This window comes from Rhodococcus sp. P4_F3_2, assembly GCF_056401335.1.
Genome location: NZ_JBFUJN010000092.1, coordinates 1 through 1,169, shown reverse-complemented (window position 1 = coordinate 1,169; position 1,169 = coordinate 1). Strand labels below are relative to the sequence as shown.

General features: G+C 37.7%; 1 protein-coding gene. It reads right to left on the bottom strand.

Going from position 1 to position 1,169, the window contains the following annotated elements; all coding sequences use genetic code 11:
- A partial coding sequence (locus tag AC1DWA_RS32880) for a TcaA NTF2-like domain-containing protein (RefSeq protein WP_477917593.1) occupies window positions 1-1,169 on the bottom strand: 1,169 nt, incomplete at both ends.

The following is a 1,169-nucleotide window of genomic DNA, read 5'->3' as shown; positions in this document are numbered from 1 at the left end:
CGCTAAAGCGGCTCATCCACTCTTTTACTGTGAGTGTGATACGATCTCGATATGCGGGATTATTCGTGTAGAATTTTACTTTGTCACTGTCAACAATTAACGCTACGTAATAATAGCCTTGCTTATCATACTCAATGATTCCTTCCATAAGCGTGTACAAACCGGTTACTCCACCTGATAGCGCTGTCGCTCCTAAGCCGTCTAAATCTTTTTCTTCATGGACGATTTGAAAGTTATCAACAAGTGTTTTGTAGTCATTTCCTACAAGTTTTTTCACATTTTCATCCTGTTCAATTGGAAGGATATCAAGCTCTGATAATGTCTTCGTATGTTCTGTGATCTTTCCTTTTTTATACGTGCCGTCGAAAGAAACATTTACCCCGCCGTAATAGGAACAGCCTGCAGTAGCATCAATTTTGATTTCTTTTTGACTTAACGTAAAGTTTAGTATGCATTCCGTAGCTTCTTCCGTGTCTTTATAAACAGCTTTATTTCCTTTCACCTCTGCTTTTCCTTCTATTCCTCCTGCATTCGCACCGTATACTGCACCTATTGTAAAATCAAAAGAGCTGCTTGTTGAATTAGTGATAGTTAATCCTGCTTCTTGATGATGAATATCTCTTGACCATTCTCCGTCATAGTTTCCGCTGTTTTGCGTCGATGGTTCTGATGCTTTGATTGAAGCAGCGTTCCCTGCATTAGAAATATCCTTTAAGCGTAATTGATCATCCGACCATACCGCTGAATATACCCAATCATACTCTTTTATCGTTTCTGAACCATTAGGCTGAACAATCATAATCACTTCATGGGTTTGGATATCATAAGCAGAGCCTGCTTTTTTAAAGTCAACCACTTCATAWTCTACTAATCTTTCTTGAATYCCTTTGCCATGTAAMTGACTAATTAAAGACTGYTGATCTCTATAAAGAGAACTTCCTTTCACCAGATAGCTKTTTACTTCTTTGAAAGAACCRTTGTTGATTCCTTTTATTAAACCTTGCAAATATGACTTGATTAATACATTAGCCGTTTGTTTTGTAGGGGTAGATACGTTGTTTTCATCTTTAGCAGGAGATGTAGTATTTGTTGAAGGAGTGCTTGACTTTTGATGGTTGCCCTTTTCCTTATCATCATTTTGCTCCGATGTGTGAATAGCACTTTCTTTT